The sequence below is a fragment of the Caulobacter sp. genome (assembly GCF_039596335.1).
In the GTDB taxonomy this organism is placed as follows: Bacteria; Pseudomonadota; Alphaproteobacteria; order Caulobacterales; family Caulobacteraceae; genus Caulobacter.
The window spans coordinates 414290-432304 of record NZ_JBCNJZ010000005.1; the positions used below are offsets into that span (position 1 = coordinate 414290).

An 18015-nucleotide genomic window follows, 5' to 3' on the forward strand; every position below is an offset into this window, starting at 1 on the left:
TCGTTCTATAAGGGGCGCTGGCAATCGCCGGCGCTCTTTTCGTTTTACGGTGCGGATGACGGCAAGGTGGGTCCCTTGCCCAATTGACGTTGGGCGATATACCGTCAGGAAAATACGTCATGACGGTATTTTTTTCGACCTTAACAATCTGAAATCGTTACGTAAAAGGCAAATCCACCCGGGCATTTTCGGGTGACGTATTTTTGCGGCCTTTTCGATGGGATTTCGGGTAAGCCGGAGACCGTCCATGCTCACCGAAACCAAGCTTAAAGGGCTGAAACCAAAGGAGAAACTCTACAAGGTCGCCGACCGTGACGGCATATACGTCACGGTCTTTCCGACCGGCTCAATCACCTTCCGTCTCGACTACCGGCTAAACGGGCGGCGCGAGAGCCTGACCTTGGGGCGCTATGGTCCCGACGGCATCACGCTGCTGCGAGCGAGGGAGCTGGGGACGGAGGCCCGCAAGGCGGTCCGAGAAGGACGCTCGCCAGCGATCGAAAGGCAACGCGCCAAGGCCAAGCTCCAGGCCGCCCGCACCTTCGGGGAGTTCGCGCTGGACTGGCTCGAAAACACCAAGATGGCGGACAGCACCCGGGCTCTGCGTCGTAGCATCTACGAGCGTGATATCGCCGCGCCGTTCCAAAACAGGCTGCTGACCGAGATCGAGCCGCTCGACATCCGCAACCTCTGCCAAAAGATCAAGGACCGCGACGCGCCCGCTACAGCCTTGCACGTGCGCGAGGTCATCAAGCTCGTCTACGCCAACGCCCGGCTAAACGGCGAGAAGGTGGAGAACCCGGCCAATGATGTCCGGCCTTCGTCGATCGCCACTTTCATACCTCGCGAGCGCTCCCTGAGCCCTAAGGAGATCCGGATCATGTATCCGCTCCTGGACATGGTGCCGACGTTGCCCACGATCCGCCTGGGCATGAAGCTCATTTTGCTGACCTTGGTGCGCAAGAGCGAGCTGGTGCTGGCGACCTGGGACGAGGTGGACTTCGTCAACGCCGTCTGGACGATCCCTGCCGCGCGAATGAAGAGCGGCAAGCCCCACAACGTCTACCTCTCGCGCCAGGCGCTCGACATCATGATCGCGCTCAAGACCTGTGCAGGCAATTCGCCCTATCTGTTGCCGTCGCGTTATGAGGCCGATCAACCCATGTCGCGGGCGACCTTCAATCGGGTGACGACCGCGATCGCCGAGCTAGCGCGCAAGAACCAGCAGCCCCTTGAACCCTTCACCGTCCATGACTTGAGACGCACAGGTTCGACACTGCTCAACGAGGTGGGCTTCGATGGCGATTGGATCGAGAAGTGCCTGGCGCACATCGATCGCCGCACGGCACGTCGGGTCTATAACGTTGCCGAGTATGCCCACGCCCGTATGCACATGCTCCAGGAATGGGCTGACATGATCGACGCGTGGGTCGCGGGTCGGCGCCATACGCCCGTCCTACAGCCCTCAATCACTCACGGGGTTACACTCGATCCCGGGGGCCACTGACACCGTACAGCTTATGGTTCGCCCTTGATGTAAGCACGTGCGTGGAAATCGCATTAAGTTTGACGCTGAAGTCGAGAAGACTCCGTCCCCGCGTATTTGGACGGAAAGCGCGCGGGCTGAGGCCAAGGCTTGCGGAACCAAGCCTGCGTCACCCGCTTATTACCCGCATCAGCCGGTGACGGCGCATCACATGGAGACCTCCGTGTCCATTCTCGCTTGGATCGTGCTTGGCCTCGTGGCCGGCTTCATCGCCAGCAAGCTCGTGAACCGCAGCGGCGGCAGCCTGGTCCTGGACCTCGTCCTCGGGATCGTCGGCGCCTTGGTGGGCGGCTTCCTATTCAACCAATTCGGCAGCGCCGGGGTCACCGGCTTCAACCTCTACAGCCTGCTCGTGGCCACCGTCGGCGCGGTCGTCGTGCTGTTCATCTATCACCTCATGGCCGGCCGGCGCGCGCTCTAGCGTCGCGGCATGATCAGAGAAAAGGCCCCCGGAGCGATCCGGGGGCCTTTTTGATTTCGGCGGATCGGCCTGCGGACGATCGGATCATCTGCGTTCGACCAGAACCCTTTCGCCGCCCGCCAGGGCCGCGCGATAGCCCGCGGCGCGCCAGGCTTGGACCTGGACGGTGGTATTGGGGCCCTGATCCTCGCCGCTCCACCACGCCGCCCGCGTGGCGGCCTTGGGCAGGTAGGCGCCGATCAGTCGCTCGACATCTGCGAACGACAACTCAACGCGGACCGTCTTTTGACGGGCGAGGCAACGTCGCAAAGGGTCATACTTGGCCATGGGCGCAAGATGATCCGATCGTCAACGATAGCAAGGTGCGGCTCTGAGCCTCGCGTAACCCGGTCATGGTCGGGCCGGAAAGGGGCCGAACCATCAGTCGGTGACCGCAGTCTCGCCAAGACGATTGATCGCGCCGAGAAGCTCGGCTTGGCGGAAAGGCTTGGACAGGCGCGGCAGGTCCGGCGCGATATCGTCGAGGTCGGCATAGCCAGAGATGATCAGGGCACGTAGCTAGAGCCGGCCGCGCCGAGCCGCGCGGGTCAGTTCGACGCCCGACAGTTGCCTGCAGCGCGGATATTCTCGCGGAAAATTGGTCGGCAGAGCTCTAACGCTTAGGCTGCTGCCAGCTCTTCTTCGTCGTCCATCACTTCAGCCTGTTGCGGCGTCATCTCAACCGCCACAGCGAAGGCGGCGGGCGACATGGCTCGCAGAGCCGCCAGGGCTTTACGATTTTGTTCGAGGAAGGCATCGCCATATTCCAACATACTCAGTCCCCGTCCTCGCGTTGGAACCGTATTGCCAATGTTGCAGACACGTATGCAAAGGCAATTTGACGCCCGAAATACAAAGTGTCGTCTACCCCGGCCCGATGATCACCACGTGTGTTTGCGCTAGGTCAAATGGTTCGATAGCGTCGAGGTCCGCCGTGGAACGATGCTACAAGAGCCTTGGTGATGGTACGTCACGGTGGATGTCGTTGGAGGACCACCAGCGACCTGCGGGCGGCGACGCCACGGTGTTCGACGTCGATATCTCAGGCCGCCCGTGTGCGGCCGTCGCCGTCATCCACCGAGCCGAAGCGGACATACGCCTCAGGCGATGCCTGCGCCGCCGGTCACGCCATAAACCTCGCCGGTGATGAAGCTGGCCTCCTGTGAAGCGAGCAGGACGTAGACGGGGGCGATCTCGACCGGCTGGCCGGGACGCCCAAATTGGCTTTGTTCGCCGAAGTGCTGGACCTTCTCCTGGGTCTGGCCGCCGCTCGGCTGCAGCGCCGTCCAGAACGGGCCGGGCGCTACGACATTGGCGCGCACGCCGCTTTTGATCAGTTGCTTGGCCAGAGCCTTGGTGAACGCAACGATGCCAGCCTTGGTGGTGGCATAGTCCAGCAGGTTCTCTGACGGCTCGTAGGCTTGAACCGACGCGGTGTTGATCACCGCGGCGCCGGGCCGCAGGTGGGGTTTGGCCGCCTGCGTGATCCAGAACATCGCATAGAGGTTGGTCTTGAGCGTCTGGTCGAACTGCTCGCTGTCGATCGCACCGATGTCGGGGCGGCTGACCTGCTTGCCGGCGTTGTTGACCAGAATATCCAGGCCGCCCAGGCCTTCGACGGCCTTGGCCACGAGATCCTGGCAGAAGGCCTCGTCCTTGATGTCGCCGGGCAGGGCGATCGCCTTGCGGCCCTCGGCCTCGATCAGAGCGATGACCTCGCGCGCGTCGCTCTCCTCGCTGGGCAGATAGCCGATGGCGACGTCCGCGCCTTCCCGCGCGAAAGCGATGGCTGCGGCGCGGCCGATACCGGAATCGGCGCCGGTGATCAGCGCCTTGCGGCCGACAAGCTTTCCGGAGCCGCGGTAGCTTTCCTCGCCGTGGTCGGGACGTGGATGCATTCTCGCGGCAAGGCCGGGCGCGGCCTGCGGCTGGGCGGGGAACGGCGGCTTGGGATATTGCTCGCGCGGGTCCTGCATGCGCAGTCGGTCGTCCTGGCTCATGGATCGTCTCCGTTACGGAAGGGCCCCGATCCAACGGCGCGCCGGAGCGACTGTTCCCCCTCGCGCACGTGTCCGTCTTTTGAGAAGCCGCGAGACGCGTGGCGTCGATAGGACGATCAGCAAAGACGGCGCCCCCATGGCTCAGCTTTCGCATAGCCGATGCTGTCCCGTGGCATGCGACGCCTCGCGGTAGCTTTGCTTGAACTGCGGAAGGCGGCTTGGGAACGGGTCGTTCCAATCGGTGTTTTTCGCCCTGGCATAGCAGCGGATACCCGCCGTGGGCGATATCGAGATCTTTCAGGAACGGTTCGGTTGATGTGTCCGCCGGCGCGCGGCCCTGCCGCTCGCCCGGCTCACGAGCTTCGACCAAGCCTGGGGTAGGGCGTGCTGGATCGCCGTGCGTACGCCGTGCGATTCCGCCGCGCCCTCGATTGTCGTGCGGACGCGCTAGCCGGGCTGAACGAGACGGTACGCGACCTCCCGGAGGGTCTCGATGGGTGTCCGAGCCGTTAGCGGACGGCGCGAAGCCGCGCCACCGCATAGGTCGGGATCAGCGCAAGCGGCTCGCGCTCACCCGCCGCCGAAGTCAGCCACCGCGCGAGCGGCTTGAGGCCCACCGGGGCGCGAAAAGCCCGGCCATCCTTGACAACCGCGATCGACGGGGCTTCTTCCTCCACGAAATCGACGGCCAGATCGAGCGCCCTGGGCGCGCCCCCCGAGCGGGTTGCGGTCCAGTCGATGCTGGTTGGGCCGAGGCGGCAGGGCGGCGTCGTCCGGCTTTCGGGCTTTCCCGTCGCCTTGCTGGTCAGCGGCTTTGACGCCGTCGAACGTGCCCGCGAATGAAAGGCGCGGAGAAGATCGCCGCCTAGACCGCGCCGGCGATGCAAGCGCCGTAGCGCTAGCGGACGGGCCGTGCCCGCCTGAGATTGACGTCTGGACCTTCAACGGGCTCAGGATCGGCTTGCCTTTTTCTGTCGGCCAGCCAGGCCTCGACCTCGGCCAGGTCCCAGACCACGCAGCGACGGGTCAGGGGGTATCGGCGGGGGAATTCACCCCGCTTTTCCATCTCGTAGATCGTGGTGTCGGCCAGTGGCACGAGCTTGCGCAGTTCGGGCCTGCGGATCGGGCGGGTGGCGGGCACGCGCCCGACGGGGTGCGGCGGGGAGAGGGGGTGTTGGGTCATGGCGGGCTCAGGCTTTGAGCCCACTAAGGTCGCCGGCTGAGCGCGCGGCAAGCCCAGCTGGGGGCCATGCGTACCCTGGCGTGGAAAGACAGGCGATCGGCGGCGCCGGTCATCAAGGCTGCCCAGCCTGGACGCTAGTCCTCTTGCGGCCAGCCTTCCGGGCGGGGCAGGGCGCCATAGATCTCGGCGGGGTCGGCGCCATCTCTGATGGCCCGCTGGCGCAGGATGCCCGCAACCATCGCCGCGTTGAGCTTGGGCGCATCCCAGCTGGACGCGCCGCCAAGCCGGATCGGCTGGCCCGGAAAGCTGAGGAAGGTGAAGACCGCGTCGACCACCTGCTTCATCAGCGCCTTCATCTCCGCGTCCGAGATGCGCGAGGCATCCAGATAGGGGATTTCGCCGGCCGGGCTGACAATCTTGACGTCGCTGAAGTCTCCCGCCGGACTGACCACGGTGCGACCAGCATGCCAGTCCTCCAGCACGGTGTTGCGCACGCAGGTCTCGACCAGAGCCAGGGTGAAGCGCTGAAGCGCCCGCTCCTCGGTCCGGGTCCAAGACGCCTCGGTCATGGCTCTTTCTCCTTTCGGTCTCACCGCCAGACTATCCTAGTCAGCGTCGGACCCAACCTGGCATGATGGGCCAGACGCGGCGTGGGCCTGCGCTTTCGCGCTGGCCCACGCCTAAAGGCAAGGAGAGCCCCCGGCGGTCACGCTCGGTCCCGCGGCTTTCGCCGCTCCCTCGGGCGCGACCTTTCAGGCGGCCCCAAGCCGGGCTTGGGCGCCGCCGCCGGAGGCTCGACGCCGCCTCCCGCCCGCGCTGGGCGCGGGCTCCTGTGCAGGCTTCATTGTGAGAGGGCGCCCGCCATAGGCGGCGCGCGCAGGCTTAGGGCTGCGCCCTCGGCGCACTTCGGATCGTCTTCCGCCCACCTTCGGTCGCGTCGACAGGGATCGGCCATCGCCAGGGCGCGCCCTGCAGGCGGGTCCCCGCGAAGACGACCCTCCGTTTGCACACCCGGTCTCGCCGACGGGCGTCGGGGTCAGGCGCGCTTTGCGCCCTGACCCCGAACCCTGAAGGGAGACTTACATGACCGAGCAAGACCATACCGCCGTCATCGCGGCCCTCAACGACGCGTGCCGCGCCGAGCCCGGCGCGGGCTGGGTGATGACCCAGGGTGTCCACGCCCTGCCAGCGGCCGACCAACAGGCGGCGTTCGCCGCCGTCACCGCATTCAAGGATTTCCACAAGGACAACAATCCGCACGGGGAGCGCGATTGCGGCGCCTTCCTGATCGGCGGGGCCAAGCTGTTCTGGAAGATCGACTACTACGACCTCGACCTTTGCATGGCTTCGCCCGATCCGGCCGATCCGGCGGTCACCAAGCGGGTGCTGACCTTGATGCTGGCGGAGGAATATTGAAAGCCGCGCGCCGCCGCGCCCGCATCGGGCGCGGCGGCGTCAACACGACAACACGACAGCGAGTCCGGTCTGGCCGTGTGTCCAGGCTTCCAACGCCGCCGAACGACTGGAAAGCTTCGAGGCGGCGCGGTCCCACAGGCGCCGAGGCTTGGACCCCAAGCCCTGACCGCAAGCACGGTCGCGCCGCGACGGGCTTTGTCGGGAGATCGACGCGGTTTTCGCACGAAGCCGCAACGCCTGGGGAACGAAACAGGCAAGCCGCGACCCTGCTCTCTTGAACGCGACGCGCGCGCCCCAAGGAGCGCCCCAACGAGCGCCCCGTGGATGCGGTGGAGCGCCCTTTATCGCGCTGGGTCGTTCCAACCGGGTCTTGGCCTGGCATCGTTGGGCCAAGGGTCGCTTGGCTTGGGGTCGGCGTCCTGGCGCGCAACCAAAACGCCTCTGGCGCGCTCATGCGTCCGGTCGGGCGTCAAGGAGCTCGACACGGGGTTTGGGCAGAGACATGCAAGCGTTTGAAGTTGAAATCGACGGCCAGGTGCATCGGGCGACCTGGCAAGCCGGCGCCTACGATCGCTTGACGGTCGATAGCGCGTTCGGATCCACCTATGCCTATCGCGATGGCCGCCCGCCGCAGGCCCTGGCTGAATCGCTGCTGAGACAACTGGTCCGGCGCGCCGAGCGCATGGTGGGCTAGGCGCTATTTTTCGGAGGCGCCTCGCGATCGTGACGGCCGGGGGCGGCGTCTGACGCGATCGACACGACACACTGAGCGGCCGGAACCGAGGCGCTGTCGCGTTCAGGCCCTGGTCGCCGACCACAGCACCCGCATCACCCTGAGCGCGTCCGGAACCTCGTCCTGAGCCGAATAGGTCGCCGTGAAAGACAGGCCCAGGGTCTTGCCCCAGGACCAGATCACGTCCGCCTCGTGGATGACGCCATCGCGCGCCATCAGCAGCCGCAGGGGAGGGCGCACCAGGGCGGGGCTTTCCAGTTCGATCTGGGCCCCTGTCTCACTAAGGTTTCGCACCCCGCAGCCGATCGTGACGGCCGGATCGCCGCAGGCCAGCTTGCCGGCCAGCAAGGTGCGGCGGCGCGGCGCCGATCGGCGTTCGATGTGACGGTCTTCGGGGCGTGTGTAGGGCCGCATGGCGCAGGACTATGCCCGGCAAAGCTTGAGTTTCGGTTGCCGAGGCGCGCGCAAGAGCCAGCCATCCCAAGCTCAGTTCTTCGCAGAAACCGCCGCCGGTCGTACGGGGCAGGCGGGGGCAGGGGGGGCGGGGACCGGCGCCTGGGGAGCTTGGTCGCATCGGTGTGATGCGGTCGACCCGCCGCGCGGCCAGGAACGAACTGGACGGGCCAAGGCTTTCTTAGCCGCACGCCGATCGCGGCGATCCAATCTTCTCGCAGGGGACAGACATGAGCGACTATCGCAGCGCCGATGGCGAAGGTTTCATCGGTGAGCTCGGCGGCGACTTGAGCGGCGACTTGGGCGGCGACCTGGCCGCGCGCGCGAACGGCGAGGCGGGGCCGCAAGCGGCCGCGACCTTCAAGGCCGCCAAGACCTCCGCCAAAGCGGCCGCCGCCAGCGTCAAGGAGGCCGCCAGCGTTGTGATCGACGAGGCTCGCGAGCGGGCGCGTGAAGTCGCCGAGGATGCGACCAGCAAGATCCAGCACGGCTACGGCGATCTCGAGGCATGGGTCCAGCTCAAGCCGGCGCGCGCCCTGGGCATCGCCGCCGGCGTCGGCGTCCTTCTGGGCCTGCTGCTGCGCGGCCCGACCACGCGGGTGGTCTATCTGCGCGACCGCTAGAGGCCATCATTTGATCGTTCAGGCTCTAGAGCCGGAGTATTTTTTCATGTCCGATGACAAAGACCTTCGCGGACCGGCGGACGCCTCGCGCATCAGCCTCAGCGAGCCCTACGAGGTCGAATACTGGACCAAGACCCTGGGCGTCAGCCGCGACGCTCTGGCCAAGGCCGTGGTCGAGGTCGGCAACAGCGCCGAGGCGGTGCGCGCCTACGTCCAGCGCAGCGCCCACTGAGATGGCCCGACCGCCGCCTCGCGCCAGAACGGTCGGACCCTATCGCTGGCGCGCGGCGATGTTGGCAGTCCTGCTGATCCTGATCGACGCCGCCCCCGTTTTCGCCTTGGGCGACGGCACAAGGCCGGGCGCGGGCCTACCCCTCTGCGCGAGCCGATGACCGCGATCGGAGCCCAGGCCTCGACGGTGGCGCGCGCGGCCCGGCCCGCTTGGAGCCGCGTGCGACGGGTTCTGGACTTCCTGGTGCGGGCTCCGCGCCGGACCAGACGCCACCAGCCCTATGGGCCGCTGAGCGTCGGCGAGCTGATCGCTCAACTGCGGCGTTTCGATCCGGACATGCGGGTCATCATGCCCGGAGAAACCGAGGACTGGACCGAGGTCCACGAGGCCCATCTGGATATCTTCTCGCCTCAGCCGCGCCACCCGCAGCGGCTTCAGCTGGCCGACGACGGCGACAAGACGGCCATCTTGATGGTGCGGCTATTCGGTGACCCCGACCCAGACCCCGACTAACCGGCCCTGCGACCAAGCAGTGCGTGCGCCGGACCGGCGAGTGGGCCGGCGCGCTGGGGTTTGGCTGTTTAGCGCGCGCGGACCCCTGGCCCTGGCGGCCAGGTCGCCGCGCCGCACGGGATCAGGCGAAGTTGATCCACTCCGGATCGCGCACGAAGGCATGCTGGGGCAGGCCGGTCATCGATCGCAGTCGCCGGATGTCCAAGAGGCTCATTGTGCGAACGCCGCGGGCGATGAGACCCGCCCGCTCCATCGCGCCGAGCTTTCGGCTGACGTGGACGGGGCTCAAGCCCACCAGGTCGCCGACCTGGCCCTGGGTCAGCGGGAACGGCATGGCGCCCTGCTTCACCTGGCCCAGGACGGTCAAACGGTCGAAGAGGTCGACCAGCATGCCCGCGATGCGCGCCGAGCCGTCGGTCTGGCCCATCAGCGCCAACGCTTCCATCAGGGTCACGCGCTCTCGCTGCGCGCTCAGGAACTGCCCCGCCGCGATCCGCGGAAACCGCGCCAACACGCCCATCAGGTCGCCGCGCGACATCGGCCGCACCACGATCGGGGTGATGGCCGTCAGGCACTCGGCCGTGCGGGTGACGCAAAGGCTCGGCGCGCCCAGCATGTCTCCAGGCAAATGGATCTTGACCGTCTGCTGGCGGCCGGACGCCACGGTGATGGACGAGGCCAACCAACCGTCGACGAGTTGGAAAAGGTGGGTCGGTTCCTCTCCGTCGCGCTTGAGGACATGGTCGCGGGGCAAGCGCTGGACCGGGCCCAGGATCGCCGCCAGCGCCGCGCGCTCGGTGTCGTTGAGATCAAAGACTTCATCCTGGCGTCCCTTCGGCGCCCCGGGCGCGACGGCGCGCCCCGCTGCTTGCTCATCCATAGGTCCCCGATTGCCAAGAACCCAAGCCCGCGCATTATCCTAGGTTATGCTTTGGCGCGATCGCTCGGCCGCCACGCCGTTAGGTCGCCGTCATCGGCTACTTCAGGTCGCCGTCAAGTGTTCAGCCCCCACGCAGCACTCGCGCTATTGTCCGGGGCGAGCAGGCTCTTGGAGACGCCGATGAATTCGCCGTGCGTCTACGCGACTCCTTGGCATGATTATCATCGTCGCCCGGTCCAAGGCGGGTTTGCCGAGCTGGTCGGCGGGTACCTGTCTGAGGACGTGGCCACGTCGACCCCACAAGAGCCCGCGGCGGCGGCTAGACCGGGATGGTCTCGGCCTCTTCGGTGAGCCGCTGCGAGACCTTCAGGGCGCCGCGCTGGAAGGCCAGGGCCGCGCCGCGGCGCAGCAGCCGGTGGGCCGCCTGCGGGAAGCGCCGGCGCAACTTGCCCGCCCAGGCCTCGGCCAACTCAGGATCGATCCGCGCCTCCTGGCCGCGCGCCAGGATCATGGCGCTGGCCTCGGCCAGGGCCGGCCAGGCCATCAGCACGGCCAGGCCCTTCTCGACATCGGCATGGGCGCCGGCCAGGGTCAGGACGCGGCCCTCGGCCTCGACATCGTCGAAGTCGGAGAACCCGGCGACATAGGCCTTGGCGCGCGACACCTCCAGCGTCCTCTGGAAGGAGGCCCAGCGTATCGCCTGGGCGCCGTCATGATCGCCGCTGGCGTCGAGATAGTCGATCCAGGCGCTTTCCCAGTCGAAATCCGGCGCGGCCAGGCGGCCCAGGATCCCCTTGGGCTTGGGTGCGGCCAGGCGCAGGGCCGCGCCGGCTTGCACGAGGTGCCCGGCCGCCAGCCAGCGGCGCGCCAAGGCCACGGCGACGGGCGGCGTGGCGCGAGCCCCTGGGGCGAAAGTGTCGGCATAGGCGGTGACGTCGCCGGCCGCGTCGGCCAGATGCCGGATGAACACCATCCAGCCTGGGGCGCTGAGCGCGCGCGCCCGGGCCCGGCTTAGCGCGATCGCCGCCGTCTCCGGGGCCAACGGGGACAAGGCCCCTGGCGCCCACACCGCCCAGGCCTGCGGGGCCTGCGCCGCGGCCTCGACCAAGGCATTGGCCGCCAGGTGTGGATCGTGTGCGGCCAGGCGGGCGCCCAGATCGGCCGCGGCGGCCTGATACACCGTCTCGAAGGCCTCATCGCGCTCGCGCAGCCGCCGGCCGGTTTGCGCGTAGGTGGCCAGGAAGCGCCACAGCCGCTCCACGGCCGCATCGGGCGCCTCTGCGCCCAGGCGCTCGGCGATCAGCCCGCGCAAGGCGTCCAGGTCGCGCAGGAACGCCGGCTTCTGGCGCCAGGTGACCTGGCCGCGGCTGGTCTCGACCGCGCCCAGCCGCCGGTCGATCTCGGGGACGAGATGGCTCGCCCCCAAGCCGGCCGCCAGCTCCATGCGCAGGCGCCGCTTCAGATCGGTGCGGGTCTGCGCGACCTCGACCAGGATCTGCGCCAGGCGCTCGGCGCCAAGGCCGGCGAGGTTGGCGGCGGTGACCTTCTTCTGGCTGGCGAGGCTTGGCTTGGCCATGGCGGCAGGCGCTAGTCCCTACTGCCCGACAACAGGGCGAAGACCTCCAGACGCGCGCATGCGGCGGTATGGGCGATGGCCGCGTCGCGCGACTGGACAAAGTCGATCTGGAAGGCGGTGAGCGCGGCCCGCAGGGCTCGGCAAAATGGGACGCCATGGCGACGGGCCGTGGCGGCCGCCTCGCTGGCCAGGTCGTCGAACAGGAACCGGGCGTGCTCGCGCCGGCCGCCGAGCAGTTCGGCCAGACGCGCGATGTCGCGCTCGAAGGGGCCCGGGGCGGGTGTGGTCATGCGGGTCAAGCGATCCTCTAGCGGCCGGCCTTGGCGGGCCGGCTGTCAGGACAACGACCCGGACGCCCGGGTCGATCCGCCAGCGATCGGATGACGGGTCGATCGGGCGGCGAGGGTCCATCTCTGCGAAGGCTCGCGCCGAGAGGATGACGCCGCCAAGGTCGCGTCGGAGGGCCCATCTCTGCGAAGGCCGATCCCGAGGTCTGAGCGCGCCCAGGGCGTCTTGGGCGAGCATGGCGCGCGAGGTTCGGGTAGGCCGGGGTCGGCGGCCACGACGCTCGTTTTCGCCAACGCGGGCCGCCACGCACCCCAAAGGGATTGTTTTTCCGGCCGCTGCCGCGGCCGCGGGCTTAGGGCTCCGCCCCCGGCGCACTTCGGATCGTCTTCCGCCCACCTTCGGTCCTGGCGACAGGGATCGGCCGTCGCTAGGGCGCGCCCTGCAGGCGGGTCCCCGCGAAGACGCCCCTCCGTTTGCACCCCCGCGCTCGCCGCTTGGCAGGGTTTCAGGCGCGCCTTCCGCGTGCCTGCAACCCTTGCCCAAGGAGGCAGACATGACCCCCCAAGAAACCCCCGCGACCGTCGCTGACGCGTCGGTCGCCAGCCCCGGACAGATCGTCGTTCAGTACGGCGAGGTCCGGGATATCCCCCTCAACCGGCTCAAGGCCTCGCCCAAGAACGTCCGCCGCGTCGGCCACAGCGCCGAGGTGATCGAGTCCCGCGCGGCCTCGATCACCTACAAGGGCGTCCTGCAGCCGCTCGTCGTCGAACCCGAGATCAAGGACGGGCGCGAGACCGGCTACTACCTCGTCAGCGCGGGCGAAGGTCGCCGCCAAGCCCTGCGGCTGCTGGCCAAGCGCAAGGCGCTGGCCAAGGGGGCGCCGGTGCGCTGCGTGGTCGATACGGTCAACGACCCCGCTGAGGTCTCCCTTGAAGAGAACTTTGCCCGCGAACGGCTTCATCCTGCGGACGAATTCGAAGCCTTCAAGGACATGGCCGAGCGCAAGGGCTACGGGGCCGAGGAGATCGCCGCCCGCCACGGCGTCAAGCCAGAACTCGTCCGCCAGCGGCTGCGTCTGGGGGCGGTCGCGCCCGAACTGCTCGACCTCTATCGCGAAGAGACGCTGACGCTCGCCCAGATCGAGGCCTTCGCGGTCAATCCGGACCCGGCGCGACAGATGCAGGTTTACGGGCAGCTTCAGGCGGGCAACCGCCAGCCCTACGCCATCCGTCGGGCCATGACCGAGATGAAAGTCGCGGCGGACGACCGCCGGGTCCAGTTCCTGGGTTTGGACGCGTACGTCGCGGCGGGCGGGCCGGTGCTGCGCGACCTCTTCACCGATGACGGCGGCGGCTATGTCGAGGACGTGGTCCTGCTCGACCGTCTCGTCGCCGAGAAGCTCGCCGCCATCGCCGAGGAAACCCGGGACCGCGAGGGCTGGAAGTGGGCCAGCGCCCACCTCGAAATCCCGCTCGCCCACGGGTTCTCGCGCATATGGGAACACGAGTTGGTCCAGGGTCCCGAGGCGGTCGAGGCCATCAACGCCCTTCAAGCCGAAGCAGCGGCCCTGACCGATCAATGGGCCGACGTCGAGCCGCTGCCCCCTGAGATCGCCGCCCGCTTCGAGGCCATCGAGGGCGAGCTGGAGGACTTGGGCCAGACCTACGGTCACACCGCTGAGGAAAAGGCGCGCGCCGGGGTCATGGTCGTGCTGCTGCCGTATGGCGATCTGCGGATCGACCGGGGCTTTGTCCGCCCCGAGGACGAACTCGCCCCCGTACCGGACGACGAGACCGGCTACGGGCAGGAGGGCGCCGACGAGCCCGGCGGGTTCCTGGGCGAGGCCGAAGACGGCCAGCGTGAGGACGGCGGCGAAGAGGAGACCGGCGCCGAAGCCGAGGACGCCGACGAACCGGCCGAGGACGCGAGCGCGCCGCTCCCCGACCGGGTGATCGCCGAACTCACCGCTCACCGCACCGCCGCCTTGCGCGACGCCCTGGCCCAGAACCCCGACCTGGCCCAGCTCGCCCTGGTCCACGCCCTGGTCAGCCGCGTCTTCGCGATGGGGGTTTCGGCGACCTGCCTCGACATCCGTTGGGGGTCTCGCAACCTCAATGGCTTCGGGGAAGGCATCGAGGAGAGCCCGGCGGGCCTCTCCATCGCCGAGCGCCACAGCCACTGGGCGCGCCAAGTCCCCAGCAAGCCCGAGGACATCTGGGACTTCGTTGTGGGCCTGGACGGTGACAGCCGCGCCTGTCTGCTGGCCCACTGCGTGAGCCTGACGGTCGATGGCTTGGGGTCCTGGGAGCGCCGCGAGCGCTCGATCCTGGCCCATGTCGAGACCCTGGCCACGGCGCTCGACCTGGACATGCGCGCCTACTGGAAGCCCACCGCCGTCCGCTATCTGGACCGCGTGACCAAGGCCCAGATCGCGGCGGCGGTCAGCGATGGCGTGTCGGCGCAGGCGGCTGGGCGCCTGTCGGGGCTCAAGAAGCCGCAGATGGTCGAAGCGGCCGAGCCCCTGCTGGTCGAGGCGGGATGGCTGCCGCCGGTGCTGCGCACCGTCAGCGCGCGCGCGGACGAGCCCGGCGAAGGCAATGGCCCGACCGCCGATCAAGCCCCGGCCTCGGAGCCTGAGGCCTCCGAGGGGGCTGACGCGCCTGAAGCGCCCGAAGCGCCCGAAGCGTCGGGGGCGTCCGAGGTGTCGGACGGCGCGGCGCAGGACGCCGAGGAGGACGTCGCGCCCGACGTGGACGCGGTCTTGGGCGGCGTCGAGCCCGAGCAGTCCGCAGCGGACGAGGCAGAGGTCGCAGCTTTGCTGGAAGCGGCCGAGTAGGGGAGGGACGGGCGGCCAAAGGCCGCCCGTCTTCTTTCCGGCAAGACCGGCGCGGCCGATCCTTTGGGATCGGCCGCTTTCGTTTGGCCATCGCCGGTTTCCTGTGGAGCGTCGGCGCCGCGCGCCGGATGGGCGGTCGAGACCGAGCGGAATCGACCTATCGCCGCCCGATGACCCAGGATCAGATCGACCGCATCCTCGAGGAGATGCAAGCCGCGTTCGAGAAGACCGGCGAGGCGGGCGAGCGGCCTGGCCTGATCACCTTTGACCGGGATGATTGGATCGGCGCCAGAATTCCATCCTGCTGCACCTCGCTGGGGCGGGGCATCCGCACGCGCGGCATTCAGGTCAAGGTCGCCAAGGGCCGTGAGACCCGCGTCTGGACGCGCGCCGAAGCCTTGGCGATGGGCGAAGACCCCGACTCGTTCGAAGACCTCAAAAGCCGCGAGGACGCCAAGGCCTGACGCCCACGGGCCTAGCGGGCCGGGCGCGGGATCGCGCCTGGCGCCCAGGTCCCACGCTGGGCAAGGCGCGCCTCGTCCTGCGCGGCGGTGTAGGCGCCCTTGCTGTAGCGCCGCCATTCGGTGGCCAGGCCCGAGCGGATCATCGCGGCGTTGAGATCGCGGCTGGCCGTTGACCAGCACTTGGCCACCTGCCGACCGTAGCGGTCTTGTTCCACCACCCGGCACCCGACTCGCTCACGGGTCAGGCTAAGCAACAGGTCGCGCGCCTCGTAGGCCAAGGGCTCGGCCGGCCTCTTGCCGCGCTTCACGTCCGGCGCGTCCACGCCGTACAGACGGGTGTAGGTCTTGCCGCAGCGCAGGGTGTCGCCGTCATGCACGGTGGGCGCGGTGCAGGCGATGATCGCGCCGGCCAGGAGAAGGGCTGCCATCAGCTGCCTATAGCCTGCGTCGCGCCGCCCGCCAGCGGCGCTCTGGCCGTGGCGTGCAAACGGCGGCGCCGCCGACGCCCTGGGCTTTTCGAAACCGGTTGCGAAGGCGGCGGCGCGCCGCGCCCGCCGCCGGATCGGCGGGGCGGGCTGGCCGCCTTAGTCTTCCTTGGAACCGGCGCCGCATGACCAGGCCAGGGCGAGGGCCTCGTCGACGACCACCAGGGCGGCGTTGATCGCCGCGCCGAGACCGGGGCCGCCCAGCGCGATCAGCAGCGCCTGGTTGCCGCCCTCGCTGGTCTTCTGCCAGACGGCCTTAAGGTCGGCGGCGCCAGAGGTGCTGCGCAAGGCGCGGGCTCTTGTCGCTGGGCTTGTCGGCGACGGGGCGGCTCGGAACCTGAGAGGTCGATCGCCAGGGCGCGGATCTCGCCCGTGAACCCGCCGTCAGGGTTGGCGGCTTTGGCGCCGAGGCGGACAGGTGGTCTCTCCGTGGAGATCTGAGCCGGGCGCGTCGACCGCGTCCTCTTCTGGCCTGATCTGACCGGGGATCGGTCCATCCCCGCAACCTCGGCTTCCTCCTTTCTTCCCCTGGGGCGCTAAGCGCCCCATTCCTCGCGAGACAAGAAACTCAAGAGCCTTCGGTCCTCCGCAAAGCTCCGGGAGCGCGCCCCCAAACCTGCAATTTCGGGGGCAGGGCGCGCTCTGCAGGGCGGACTTCGACCCCGGTCCAACGATCGCCATCGAGGCCGCGATCGGCGCGGCCCGGATCAGATCGGAGAGACCACCATGTCCACCATCGGCACCTTCACCGCCAACGCTGACGGCTCGTTCACGGGCGAAATCCACACCCTGGCCATCAACCTCAAGAAGGTTCAGATCCGCCCGGTCGCCGAAAAGCCCAGCGACAAGAGCCCCGACTTCCGCATCACCGCCGGCGCCGCCAACCTCGGGGCCGCCTGGCAGAAGACCAGCAAGGACAACAACGAGTACCTGTCGGTCAAGCTGGACGACCCCTCGTTCGGCGCGGCGATCAACGCCGCCCTGGTGGTCGTCGACAAGGTCCACACCCTGGTCTGGTCGCGCAGCACCGGTCCCAAGGAAGACTAAGGCGGCCAGCCCGCCCCGCCGATCCGGCGGGGCGGGCGCGGCGCGCCAGGGGCTTCAGAGACGGTTCTGATCAGCCCAGGCCGGCAGCGGCGCCGCCTTTTCCACGCCACGGCCTGTCTTTCTACGATCGACCCTCTGGGCGTCTTGAGACGCCCGTTCGGCCGGCTCACAAGGGTGTTGCGGGACACGCGAGGACGCCCCCAACCGCCCGCCCAGGCGTCCCCATCGCCCCCGCGCCATCGCCGCGCGCTCGTCCCCCCGGAGCGCGGCGAGGCGGCGGCTCGACCGACCAGCTCAACTCCCCCCAGCTGGTCTCTCGAGCCGCCGCCGGTCGGGCGCCGGCGTCCTTCGGGCGGGGGCCACGACAGCGCTCAAAGGAGAGCCCCATGATGACGATCGGATACTTCCGTCGCGACGGCGACGGCTTCACCGGCAAGCTGGACACCTTCGCCAGCGACGCCCTGATCACCCTGACGCCGGCCGAGAAGTTCTCGTCCAAGGCGCCGGATTTCATCGCCTGGTCGGGAGAGCGCGAATGCGGCGCCGGCTGGCGGGTCAATGACACCAGCGGCGCGGTGCTGAGCCTGAAGATCGATGATCCGACCTGGCCCGAGCCGTTGAGTGGGAGGATCATGGCCGCCGAGGACGGGGTGCTGCCGTTCGTCTGGTTCCGGCGCATCGAACAACCCGCCGACAAATCGCCGCCCGGCTAGCGCTCGCTATCGGCATCGTCCCCGCCTTCGCCGACGACATCTTCCTCAGCATCCTCGATGTCGTCACTGTAGATATCGGCCCAGGCTTTTTCGAGAAAGCTCTCGGCGCTGGCGGCATGCCGGGCCAAGTGCTCGTCGATCTCTTCGGTCATGCGTCGCATGCCCGATAACACCAGCCCCGGCGGAACGATGTTCAGCCGGGGCCCCACCCTGGTCAGAAGTTCAAAGAACGCCACCCAGAAGGTCATGGGAAGCTTGCTGTCGAGCGTGTAGAGCGCGACCTCTGGGCGCTTGAAAAACAGAGCCAGTTGCAGGGCGACTGGATCGGACCGCGTGGCGCGCGCGAACAACCGGAGTTTTCTGAGGTCCAACGCCCCGACGCCGCGCTCGAATTCCTGGTAGGTCCTGAGCGGCATGCGCATGCTCTCAGCAACCTCTTCTTGCGTCAGACGACGCTCCTTACGGACCATCTTGAGGATACGCTTGAGCAGCTGCCCTTGACGCGCCAAGGGGGTCGACGGCGTGCCCGACATGCCACACTCCACACACGGCTCAGGACAACTTTAG

At 68.2% G+C, this 18015-nt stretch carries 24 protein-coding genes; 11 read left to right on the forward strand and 13 right to left on the reverse strand.

Annotated features, from left to right (window positions below; all coding sequences use genetic code 11):
* Nucleotides 1-247: 247 nt before the first annotated feature.
* Nucleotides 248-1507 (forward strand): tyrosine-type recombinase/integrase, encoded by a 1260-nt coding sequence (locus ABDW31_RS13260; protein WP_343698898.1) that lies wholly within the window; start codon nucleotides 248-250, stop codon nucleotides 1505-1507.
* A gap of 202 nt (nucleotides 1508-1709) precedes the next feature.
* The gene (locus ABDW31_RS13265; RefSeq protein ID WP_343698899.1) at nucleotides 1710-1967 is read left to right on the forward strand and encodes a GlsB/YeaQ/YmgE family stress response membrane protein; all 258 of its coding nucleotides are present in this window, start codon (nucleotides 1710-1712) and stop codon (nucleotides 1965-1967) included.
* A gap of 84 nt (nucleotides 1968-2051) precedes the next feature.
* On the opposite strand, the gene ABDW31_RS13270 is transcribed toward ABDW31_RS13265, so the two are convergent.
* The 6 genes from ABDW31_RS13270 to ABDW31_RS13295 form a co-directional block, all read right to left on the reverse strand.
* Nucleotides 2052-2234: a hypothetical protein gene (locus ABDW31_RS13270; protein WP_343698900.1), complete on the reverse strand. Its 183-nt coding sequence runs from the start codon at nucleotides 2232-2234 to the stop codon at nucleotides 2052-2054.
* A 392-nt stretch (nucleotides 2235-2626) separates the two neighbouring features.
* Nucleotides 2627-2779 (reverse strand): hypothetical protein, encoded by a 153-nt coding sequence (locus ABDW31_RS13275; protein ID WP_343698901.1) that lies wholly within the window; start codon nucleotides 2777-2779, stop codon nucleotides 2627-2629.
* A gap of 327 nt (nucleotides 2780-3106) precedes the next feature.
* The gene (locus ABDW31_RS13280) at nucleotides 3107-4006 is read right to left on the reverse strand and encodes an SDR family oxidoreductase (protein ID WP_343698902.1); all 900 of its coding nucleotides are present in this window, start codon (nucleotides 4004-4006) and stop codon (nucleotides 3107-3109) included.
* 509 nt (nucleotides 4007-4515) lie between these two features.
* Nucleotides 4516-4893, reverse strand: coding sequence for a hypothetical protein (locus tag ABDW31_RS13285; protein WP_343698903.1), 378 nt, complete (start codon nucleotides 4891-4893; stop codon nucleotides 4516-4518).
* Nucleotides 4894-4904: 11 nt separating this feature from the next.
* Nucleotides 4905-5189 (reverse strand): AlpA family phage regulatory protein, encoded by a 285-nt coding sequence (locus ABDW31_RS13290; protein ID WP_343698904.1) that lies wholly within the window; start codon nucleotides 5187-5189, stop codon nucleotides 4905-4907.
* Nucleotides 5190-5323: 134 nt separating this feature from the next.
* A complete protein-coding gene (locus ABDW31_RS13295) occupies nucleotides 5324-5758 on the reverse strand; it encodes a hypothetical protein (RefSeq protein WP_343698905.1) in 435 nt (144 codons plus the stop codon).
* Nucleotides 5759-6272: 514 nt separating this feature from the next.
* Between ABDW31_RS13295 and ABDW31_RS13300 the strand changes: the two genes are divergently transcribed.
* Together ABDW31_RS13300 and ABDW31_RS13305 are read left to right on the forward strand one after the other, a co-directional pair.
* Entirely contained in the window at nucleotides 6273-6605 is a 333-nt protein-coding gene (locus ABDW31_RS13300; RefSeq protein WP_343698906.1) for a DUF3768 domain-containing protein, read from the forward strand.
* 502 nt (nucleotides 6606-7107) lie between these two features.
* Entirely contained in the window at nucleotides 7108-7299 is a 192-nt protein-coding gene (locus tag ABDW31_RS13305; RefSeq protein WP_343698907.1) for a hypothetical protein, read from the forward strand.
* 102 nt (nucleotides 7300-7401) lie between these two features.
* On the opposite strand, the gene ABDW31_RS13310 is transcribed toward ABDW31_RS13305, so the two are convergent.
* Complete coding sequence (locus ABDW31_RS13310; RefSeq protein ID WP_343698908.1) at nucleotides 7402-7752, reverse strand: PilZ domain-containing protein; 351 nt, start codon at nucleotides 7750-7752, stop codon at nucleotides 7402-7404.
* A 269-nt stretch (nucleotides 7753-8021) separates the two neighbouring features.
* Here ABDW31_RS13310 and ABDW31_RS13315 point away from each other — a divergent pair, with 269 nt between their 5' ends.
* The 3 genes from ABDW31_RS13315 (at nucleotide 8022) to ABDW31_RS13325 (ending at nucleotide 9159) form a co-directional block, all read left to right on the forward strand.
* Nucleotides 8022-8414 carry a hypothetical protein gene (locus tag ABDW31_RS13315; protein ID WP_343698909.1) on the forward strand — a complete coding sequence of 131 codons (393 nt, stop codon included), beginning with the start codon at nucleotides 8022-8024 and terminating at the stop codon, nucleotides 8412-8414.
* 46 nt (nucleotides 8415-8460) lie between these two features.
* Nucleotides 8461-8646, forward strand: coding sequence for a DUF3606 domain-containing protein (locus tag ABDW31_RS13320; protein WP_343698910.1), 186 nt, complete (start codon nucleotides 8461-8463; stop codon nucleotides 8644-8646).
* A 156-nt stretch (nucleotides 8647-8802) separates the two neighbouring features.
* Nucleotides 8803-9159, forward strand: coding sequence for a hypothetical protein (locus tag ABDW31_RS13325; protein ID WP_343698911.1), 357 nt, complete (start codon nucleotides 8803-8805; stop codon nucleotides 9157-9159).
* Nucleotides 9160-9280: 121 nt separating this feature from the next.
* Here ABDW31_RS13325 and ABDW31_RS13330 read toward each other — a convergent pair whose 3' ends face one another.
* The 3 genes from ABDW31_RS13330 to ABDW31_RS13340 all read right to left on the reverse strand — a co-directional run bounded on the left by ABDW31_RS13330 (nucleotide 9281) and on the right by ABDW31_RS13340 (nucleotide 11905).
* Nucleotides 9281-10039, reverse strand: coding sequence for a Crp/Fnr family transcriptional regulator (locus ABDW31_RS13330; RefSeq protein ID WP_343698912.1), 759 nt, complete (start codon nucleotides 10037-10039; stop codon nucleotides 9281-9283).
* Between the two features lie 319 nt (nucleotides 10040-10358).
* On the reverse strand, nucleotides 10359-11615 hold the full coding sequence (locus ABDW31_RS13335) for a DUF6880 family protein (protein ID WP_343698913.1): 1257 nt from the start codon (nucleotides 11613-11615) through the stop codon (nucleotides 10359-10361).
* A gap of 11 nt (nucleotides 11616-11626) precedes the next feature.
* Nucleotides 11627-11905, reverse strand: coding sequence for a hypothetical protein (locus ABDW31_RS13340; RefSeq protein WP_343698914.1), 279 nt, complete (start codon nucleotides 11903-11905; stop codon nucleotides 11627-11629).
* Nucleotides 11906-12456: 551 nt separating this feature from the next.
* Between ABDW31_RS13340 and ABDW31_RS13345 the strand changes: the two genes are divergently transcribed.
* Together ABDW31_RS13345 and ABDW31_RS13350 are read left to right on the forward strand one after the other, a co-directional pair.
* A complete protein-coding gene (locus ABDW31_RS13345) occupies nucleotides 12457-14739 on the forward strand; it encodes a ParB/RepB/Spo0J family partition protein (RefSeq protein ID WP_343698915.1) in 2283 nt (760 codons plus the stop codon).
* An 83-nt stretch (nucleotides 14740-14822) separates the two neighbouring features.
* Entirely contained in the window at nucleotides 14823-15203 is a 381-nt protein-coding gene (locus ABDW31_RS13350) for a hypothetical protein (RefSeq protein WP_343698916.1), read from the forward strand.
* Nucleotides 15204-15214: 11 nt separating this feature from the next.
* On the opposite strand, the gene ABDW31_RS13355 is transcribed toward ABDW31_RS13350, so the two are convergent.
* Entirely contained in the window at nucleotides 15215-15631 is a 417-nt protein-coding gene (locus ABDW31_RS13355) for a thermonuclease family protein (protein WP_343698917.1), read from the reverse strand.
* Between the two features lie 156 nt (nucleotides 15632-15787).
* Nucleotides 15788-15976, reverse strand: coding sequence for a hypothetical protein (locus tag ABDW31_RS13360; protein WP_343698918.1), 189 nt, complete (start codon nucleotides 15974-15976; stop codon nucleotides 15788-15790).
* 438 nt (nucleotides 15977-16414) lie between these two features.
* On the opposite strand from ABDW31_RS13360, the gene ABDW31_RS13365 reads away from it, so the two are divergent.
* Nucleotides 16415-16735, forward strand: coding sequence for a DUF736 domain-containing protein (locus ABDW31_RS13365; protein ID WP_343698919.1), 321 nt, complete (start codon nucleotides 16415-16417; stop codon nucleotides 16733-16735).
* A 386-nt stretch (nucleotides 16736-17121) separates the two neighbouring features.
* Nucleotides 17122-17448 carry a DUF736 family protein gene (locus ABDW31_RS13370; protein WP_343698920.1) on the forward strand — a complete coding sequence of 109 codons (327 nt, stop codon included), beginning with the start codon at nucleotides 17122-17124 and terminating at the stop codon, nucleotides 17446-17448.
* Here the strand turns inward: ABDW31_RS13370 and ABDW31_RS13375 are convergent.
* The gene (locus ABDW31_RS13375) at nucleotides 17445-17981 is read right to left on the reverse strand and encodes a helix-turn-helix transcriptional regulator (RefSeq protein WP_343698921.1); all 537 of its coding nucleotides are present in this window, start codon (nucleotides 17979-17981) and stop codon (nucleotides 17445-17447) included. The genes ABDW31_RS13370 and ABDW31_RS13375 overlap by 4 nt on opposite strands.
* Nucleotides 17982-18015 lie beyond the last annotated feature (34 nt).